The organism is Bradyrhizobium sp., assembly GCF_036009065.1.
Lineage (GTDB): Bacteria > Pseudomonadota > Alphaproteobacteria > Rhizobiales > Xanthobacteraceae > Bradyrhizobium.
On record NZ_DASYMN010000140.1, the window covers coordinates 1 to 7,215 of the forward strand.

The window sequence follows — 7,215 nt, forward strand, 5'->3', positions numbered from 1 at the left end:
TTCCGCTCGGTGGTCGTGATGTTCTCATGCATCTTGCCGGGTATTTTCCCGGTGGTGTTGTCGGGCACTGTGCTTTGGTTGCTGGGGCAGGGACTGCAATTCGCGAGCGTTGTCGCGCTCACCGTGTCGTTCGGCCTCGGCTTGAGCGCGACGATTCACTTCCTCAACCGCTTGCGGCTGGAGATGCAACCGGGCGTCAGCCCGGAACTGGCGGTCGAGCGGGCCACCGTGCTGGTCGGTCCGGCGCTGATCCTCACCACCGTGGTGCTGGCATGCGGTCTGGTGGTGACGGTGTTTTCCGATTTGCCGTCGCTGCGGCTGTTCGGCTGGCTCGGCGCCTTTGCGATGGTGGCGGCTCTGGTCGCGGACCTGTTTATCCTGCGGCCGACGGCGATGTTCCTGATCAAGCTGTCGCAAAAAATTCGCGGGACGGCGAGTCAGACGAAGCTTGCGGAGTGATTCCGTCCTATCTATCGCCTAACAACTCCACCGTCATCCTGAGGTGCTCGCCGTCTTCGGCGAGCCTCGAAGGATGGAAGCGAATACAGGCGGCGATCCTTCGGAACGCCGCGCAAGTCCGCGGCTCCTCAGAGCTGAAAGGCGGCCGTCATGGCCAGGCTTGTCCCGGCCATCCATGTCTTTCTTGCCTAGCGCCAGATAAGACGTGGATTGCCCGGCACAGGGCCGGGCATGACGAGCAAGAGGCGAGGTCACATTTCACCTGAAGGATTTTCCAGTCGGACTCTCAGGATGACGGCGGTGTGCGCGGCCCGGCGATGTGAATGGGCCTTAGCCCTTCGTCATCGTGATGTTGACGCCCCTGATTTCTCCCTTGGAGTTGATCTGCACCGTCTGCTTGTTGCCGGTGGTTCGCAGCGTCAAATTGGCGGCAAATCCCGACGCCTCGACGAACACGTCGATCTGGCCGCCGCCCGCGGTGCCCTGCAGATTGCCGAAAATGTTCCGGCTTCTCTCGCTCCAGTTGCCGGCGATACGGTCGCCATAGCTGGTGACCTCGCTGCTCAGATCGAATTTGTAACTGTCACTGGCGCAATGCAGATTCTGCTTCAGTCCGAGGCCGCTGCCATTGACCTTGTAGTCGGCCTTGCAGCGGATGCGCTCGGTCGTTCCGTCGGAAAGCGCAACCGTCCCGTTGCCGGACCACGACCCGTCGAAACCGGCAAACGGTCCCGACTGGGCATGGCTTGCCGACGCGGACAACATCAACGCGGCGCCGATGCCTGCAGCCTTGATCGCTCGCCCAAGAACCTTGGAACCAAACAGTTTCATATTGAGGTTTCCCGTTAAAAATGACGTTCTAAATCAAGATACGTCGCGCCGCATCAAAGTTTTAGTGTCGCCGAATTACATCAGGTTCAACCCAAGTGATGTCGTTCGGGGAACAGAGGGCTCTGCGACCTTGCGCTGGATCGTCTGCAAAATACACAGACAAGTTTGTGCCGGGCGAGCCGGATTTTGCGAAGTGTCAAAAAGCCGCAACCGATTTGTAAATTGAACCTGATCAGAATATCGATTGTATTTCAATAAGTTAGTCGAGATTTTCGGGCGGGTTATCGCGCTGCAGGCAGCGATCAAAGGACGACGCAAATTTGGCCGCAATTGGCAGCGCTGTTGGGCGTTGAACAGCCCCCGCTCCGCGTTGAAAGAACCGATCTGCGGCCACAATCTGGCGAGGCTTAGCTGCGCGGGACTCAATGGTGTGGTAAGCGGCAGCCCCGAACCCAAAACTCCCTGCTGTCAGAACTGAAGGAACACAATGCGAAAATTTTTCTTTGCGCTCACGCTGCTGTCTGTATCGGTTTCGACCGGCGCCATCGCCCAGCAACAGCGTAGCGGCACGCCGGATGAGCAGAAGGCGTGCTCGCGCGACGTCTCGCGTTTTTGCCGCTCGCTGATGGATCAGGGGGATTTCGTCATTCTGGCGTGCCTTCAGCAGAATCGTCCGAAGTTGACCGCCGCGTGCAGTCAGGTACTCAAAAGCCACGGGCAGTAAATCTCCTTCAATGAAGTTGAATGATCGCTTCCGGCAAGGCCCGATGGGCCTGTTCCGGATGCGCACGGCTGCTTCCGAAATTGCGAGATTGCGTTGGTTTTGCCCGCGAATTTCCCATATACGGGGGTCCGCGAACGATCCCGCATGCCGCCTGTCCCAACGAGGCATGCGGCACGGCCATGTTCAACAGATGCAGCCAATGCCGATGACCACCGCGAGCGACCTGCGATCCGGCAAGACCCATCGCGACGAAAATTTCCCGGTGGCGTCGTGGATCATACGTCCGCGTCACCGGGCGCTGATTCTCGCGTTTTATAACTTCGTCAGAACCGCGGACGATATCGCCGATCATGGCTCGCTCGATGCGCAGACCAAGCTCAAATTGCTCGACGAGCTCGAGGCCGATCTGCTTGGGCAAGGCGCGGGCCAGCGCGAGGCGGTGGTGTTGCGCAACGCGCTGGCCGAGCGCGGCCTGCCGCCGCGTCATGCACGCGACCTGCTGACTGCGTTCCGGATGGACGTGACAAAACTTCGCTACGAGGATTGGGACGACCTGATCCACTATTGTTCCTATTCGGCGATGCCGGTCGGACGGTTCGTGCTCGACGTTCACGGCGAGAGCACCGCGACGTGGCCGGCATCGGACGCGGTCTGCGCCGCGCTGCAGATCAACAATCATCTGCAGGATTGCGGCAAGGACTTTCGCGAGCTTGACCGGGTCTACATTCCACGCGAGGCGCTGGCGCGGCATGGCGCGTCGGTGGAGGAACTTGGAGCGCCGCGCGCCTCGGCGGCGCTGCTGTCCTGTCTGCACGAACTTGCGGGGAAAAACGAAGCGCTGCTGCGTGAAGGCTGTTCGCTGGAACTCCAGGTCTGCGATGCACGAGTGGCCTGTGAGATTGCCGTGATCCAGACCTATGCGCGCCAGATCGTGCAACTGTTGAAGGTGCGCGATCCCTTGTGCGAGCGTGTCCACCTCAGCAAGGCGGCGATGGCCGGCTTCAGCCTGAGCGGTATCGCGGGCGCGGTCTGGCGCCGCGCTATCGCAAGCCCGGCGATTTCCAGATCGGCGCCGGGCGCATGAACCAGCACATGACCAGCCAGCCTGCAACCTTCCAGGGATCGGCATCGGGAAGCTCGTTCTATGCGGCGATGCGCATTCTGCCGCGCGCGCAGCGCGAGGCGATGTTTCAGATCTACAGCTTTTGCCGGCAGGTCGACGACATCGCCGATTCCGATGGCCCGCGAGAAGAGCGGCTGGCCGCGCTCCAGCAATGGCGCGGCGATATCGACGCCCTCTATCGCGGCGACCCGCCGGCGAGGCTGCGGGACTACGTGCCGTCGGTGCAGAAATTCGGTCTCAAGCGCGAGGATTTTCTCGCCATCGTCGATGGCATGGAAATGGACGTGCCCGCGGACATAAGGGCGCCGGACCTCGCCACGCTCGACCTCTATTGCGACCGCGTCGCCAGCGCGGTCGGGCGGCTGTCGGTGCGTGTATTCGGCCTGCCGCAAGACGACGGCATTCTGCTCGCGCATCATCTCGGTCGCGCGCTGCAGCTCACCAACATCCTGCGCGACGTCGACGAAGACGCCGGCATCGGCCGGCTGTATCTGCCGCGCGAAGCCCTGCTGCACGCCGGCATCACCAGCACCGATCCGCTCAGAGTCATGTCGGATCCCGCGCTGCCGAAAGTCTGTGCGCCGCTGGTGTCGCGGGCGCGGGCGCATTTTACCAAAGCCGACGAGGTGATGGACCGCAATAAGCGGCGCGGGGTGCGCGCGCCGCGGATCATGTCGAAATATTATCACGCGGTTCTGGACTTGCTGGTTGCCCGCGGCTTTGCATTGCCCCGCACCCCCGTGCGCCTCAACAAGGCGGCGCGCATCGCCATCCTGCTTCGCTATGCATTGATCTGATGCAGAGAAACGTCCAAGGAAACTTGCAAGGAAACGTTCACGTCATCGGTGCGGGAATTTCGGGCCTGTCGGCGGCGGTCCGGCTGGCCAATGCCGGCCACAAAGTTCATGTCCACGAAGCCACGCAGCAGGCCGGCGGGCGGTGCCGCTCCTATTTCGACGCCGCGACCAATCTCACCATCGACAATGGCAACCATCTGCTGCTGTCGGGCAATCGCCACGCGCTCGCCTATGCGAGGTCGATAGGCACGGAACAAGGACTGGTTGGACCGAAGCGCGCGCAGTTTCCGTTTGTCGACCTTGCCAGCGGCAGGCGATGGCAGCTCGACCTCGGCGATGGCCGCCTGCCGCTTTGGGTGTTCGACAAAAGCCGCCGCGTTCCGGACACCAGGCTTTCGGACTATCTCGCGCTTTCGCCGCTGATGTGGGCCTCACCGGGCAAGCTCGTCGGCGACACGATTCCATGCAGGGGCACGTTATATGATCGGCTGGTGCAGCCGCTGCTGCTGGCGGCGCTGAATGTCGACCCGCCGGAGGGCTCCGCGGGACTTGCCGGTGCGATCGTCCGCGAAACGCTGCTGGCGGGCGGCCAGGCCTGCCGTCCCTTGATCGCGCGCCAGGGCTTGAGCGCGGTTCTGGTCGAGCCGGCGATCGAACTGCTGCGGGCTAAGGGCGCATCGGTCCGGTTCGGGCATGAGCTGCGCGGGCTGGGCTTGGTCGGAAGCAATGTCAGCGAATTGAAATTCGGCGACGACGCGATCGTACTGGGTCCCGGCGATGCGGTCGTGATGGCGGTTCCGCCGCGCGCTGCGGCCTCGCTGCTGCCGGGCTTGCAGACACCCGCAAAATTCCGGGCGATCGTCAACGCGCATTTTCGCATCACACCATCTGAGGACCAGCCGGCGATAACCGGGGTCGTCGGCGGGCTTGTGGAGTGGCTGTTCGCGTTCCCGCAACGGCTGTCGGTGACCATCAGCAATGGCGACCGGTTGGTGGAACTGCCGCGCGAGCAACTGGCGCAGGCAATCTGGCGGGATATCTGCAAGGCGGCGGGGATAGAGGGCGATCTGCCGCCGTGGCAGATCGTGCGCGAGCGCCGCGCGACCTTCGAGGCCACGCCGGAACAAAATGCACTGCGTCCTGGTACGGTCACCTCTTACAAAAACCTGTTCCTCGCCGGCGACTGGACTGATACGGGGTTGCCGGCGACCATCGAGGGATCGGTACGGTCCGGAGACCGCGCCGCCGACCGCGTGCTGGCCATGCGCCAGGCCTGAAATCGAGCGACGAGAAATTTCCGCGAGCCAACACTGGAGATATCGAACGATATGGATTCCAGCACTGCACAGATCGGACCTTCCGCCGGAGATGCCTTGCAGGCAAGCATCGCCTCGGCGACGCGCGCGCTGCTCGGCCTCCAGCAGCCGGACGGGCATTGGGTATTCGAACTGGAAGCCGACTGCACCATCCCCGCCGAATATGTGCTGCTGCGCCACTATCTAGGCGAGCCGGTCGATGCGGTGCTGGAAGCCAAGATCGCCAACTACCTGCGCCGGGTGCAGGGCGCGCACGGCGGCTGGCCGCTGGTTCACGAGGGCGCCTTCGACATGAGCGCCAGCGTGAAGGCCTACTTCGCGCTGAAGATGATCGGCGACTCCGTGGACGCGCCGCACATGGTGCGCGCGCGCGAGGCGATATTGTCGCGTGGCGGCGGCATCAACAGCAACGTCTTCACGCGCTTCCTGTTGTCGATGTTCGGTGTGACGACCTGGCGGAGCGTGCCGGTGCTGCCGGTCGAGATCATGCTGCTGCCGATGTGGTCGCCGTTTCACATCAACAAGATTTCCTACTGGGCGCGCACCACGATGATCCCGCTGATGGTGCTCGCGGCGCTGAAGCCGCGCGCGCGCAACCCGAAAGGCATCGGGATCGATGAACTGTTTCTGCAGGATCCGCGCTCCATCGGCATGACGGCAAAGGCGCCGCATCAGAGCTGGGGCTGGTTCTCGCTGTTCCGCGGGCTCGACATCGTGCTGCGGACGATCGAGCCGTTGTTTCCAAAAAAGCTGCGGCAACGCGCGATCGACAAGGCGGTGGTATTCGTCGAGGAGCGGCTCAACGGCGAGGATGGTGTCGGCGCAATCTTTCCGCCGATGGCAAATACCGTCATGATGTATGACGCGCTGGGTTTTCCGCCCGATCATCCGCCGCGCGCGATCACACGGCGCGGCCTCGACAGGCTGCTGGTGGTCGGCGAGCAGGAAGCCTATTGCCAGCCCTGCGTCTCGCCGGTCTGGGATACCGCGCTCGCCACCCACGCGATCCTTGAAGCGGGCGGCGAAGCGGGCTCGCGCGCGGCAACCCAGGCGCTCGATTGGCTGCTGCCGCGGCAGGAATTGGACGTGAAGGGCGACTGGGCAGTGAAACGCCCCGACGTGCGGCCGGGCGGCTGGGCGTTTCAGTACAACAATGCATACTATCCCGACCTCGACGACACCGCCGTCGTGGTCATGGCGATGGACCGCGCCCGCCGCGGTGATCCCGGCGGCAAGTACGATGTCGCCGTCGACCGCGGCCGCGAATGGATCGAGGGCCTGCAGAGCCGCGACGGCGGCTTTGCGGCTTTTGATGCCGACAATCTCGAATACTATCTCAACAACATCCCGTTCTCCGACCACGGCGCGCTGCTCGATCCGCCCACCGAGGACGTGACCGCGCGCTGCGTGTCGATGCTGGCCCAACTCGGGCAGACCGTGGAGGACAGCCCGGCGGTCGCAACGGGCGTCGCCTATCTGCGCCGGACCCAGCTCGCCGAGGGGTCATGGTACGGCCGCTGGGGCCTGAACTACATTTACGGCACTTGGTCGGTGCTGTGCGCACTCAATGCCGCCGGGATCGACCATAGCGATCCGATGATGCGCAAGGCGGCGGACTGGCTGGTATCGATCCAGAACGGCGACGGCGGCTGGGGCGAGGATGCCACAAGCTACCGACTCGACTATAAGGGATATCAACGGGCGCCCACGACCGCCTCGCAAACGGCATGGGCCTTGCTTGGATTGATGGCGGCGGGTGAGGTCGGCCATCCGGCGGTCGTGCGTGGCGTGGAGTACCTAATGAGCACACAGACCCAAAAAGGTCTGTGGGATGAGCAGCGCTACACGGCAACGGGCTTTCCTCGGGTGTTTTATCTGCGCTATCATGGCTACTCGAAGTTCTTTCCGCTCTGGGCGCTGGCGCGGTATCGAAATTTGAAGAGCACCAACAGCAGGGTGGTAGGG

6 protein-coding genes and 1 pseudogene are annotated in these 7,215 nt (G+C 63.0%); 6 read left to right on the plus strand and 1 reads right to left on the minus strand.

Annotated features, from left to right (window positions below; translation table 11 throughout):
- Nucleotides 1–459 (plus strand): annotated as a pseudogene (locus VGP39_RS08355) (RND transporter); the annotation flags it as partial.
- Between the two features lie 330 nt (nucleotides 460–789).
- On the opposite strand, the gene VGP39_RS08360 reads toward VGP39_RS08355, so the two are convergent.
- Nucleotides 790–1,290 (minus strand): hypothetical protein, encoded by a 501-nt coding sequence (locus VGP39_RS08360; protein ID WP_327567634.1) that lies wholly within the window; start codon nucleotides 1,288–1,290, stop codon nucleotides 790–792.
- Between the two features lie 487 nt (nucleotides 1,291–1,777).
- Here VGP39_RS08360 and VGP39_RS08365 point away from each other — a divergent pair, with 487 nt between their 5' ends.
- The 5 genes from VGP39_RS08365 to shc form a co-directional block, all read left to right on the plus strand.
- Nucleotides 1,778–2,014 (plus strand): hypothetical protein, encoded by a 237-nt coding sequence (locus VGP39_RS08365; protein ID WP_327567635.1) that lies wholly within the window; start codon nucleotides 1,778–1,780, stop codon nucleotides 2,012–2,014.
- A gap of 205 nt (nucleotides 2,015–2,219) precedes the next feature.
- A complete protein-coding gene (gene hpnC, locus VGP39_RS08370) occupies nucleotides 2,220–3,098 on the plus strand; it encodes a squalene synthase HpnC (RefSeq protein WP_327567639.1) in 879 nt (292 codons plus the stop codon).
- Nucleotides 3,095–3,934: a presqualene diphosphate synthase HpnD gene (gene hpnD, locus VGP39_RS08375; RefSeq protein ID WP_327567636.1), complete on the plus strand. Its 840-nt coding sequence runs from the start codon at nucleotides 3,095–3,097 to the stop codon at nucleotides 3,932–3,934. The genes hpnC and hpnD overlap by 4 nt, the downstream gene beginning before the upstream one ends.
- A gap of 23 nt (nucleotides 3,935–3,957) precedes the next feature.
- Nucleotides 3,958–5,211: a hydroxysqualene dehydroxylase HpnE gene (gene hpnE, locus VGP39_RS08380; RefSeq protein WP_327567637.1), complete on the plus strand. Its 1,254-nt coding sequence runs from the start codon at nucleotides 3,958–3,960 to the stop codon at nucleotides 5,209–5,211.
- A gap of 51 nt (nucleotides 5,212–5,262) precedes the next feature.
- Nucleotides 5,263–7,215 (plus strand): squalene--hopene cyclase (gene shc / locus VGP39_RS08385; protein WP_327567638.1); only part of this gene is annotated, 1,953 nt, incomplete at its 3' end.

Bases quoted from the DNA above. Each gene is read 5' to 3' on its own strand.
- VGP39_RS08360 (WP_327567634.1), bottom strand. From the start codon at position 1,290: ATGAAACTGTTTGGTTCCAAGGTTCTTGGGCGAGCGATCAAGGCTGCA.
- VGP39_RS08365 (WP_327567635.1), top strand. From the start codon at position 1,778: ATGCGAAAATTTTTCTTTGCGCTCACGCTGCTGTCTGTATCGGTTTCG.
- hpnC (WP_327567639.1), top strand. From the start codon at position 2,220: ATGACCACCGCGAGCGACCTGCGATCCGGCAAGACCCATCGCGACGAA.
- hpnD (WP_327567636.1), top strand. From the start codon at position 3,095: ATGAACCAGCACATGACCAGCCAGCCTGCAACCTTCCAGGGATCGGCA.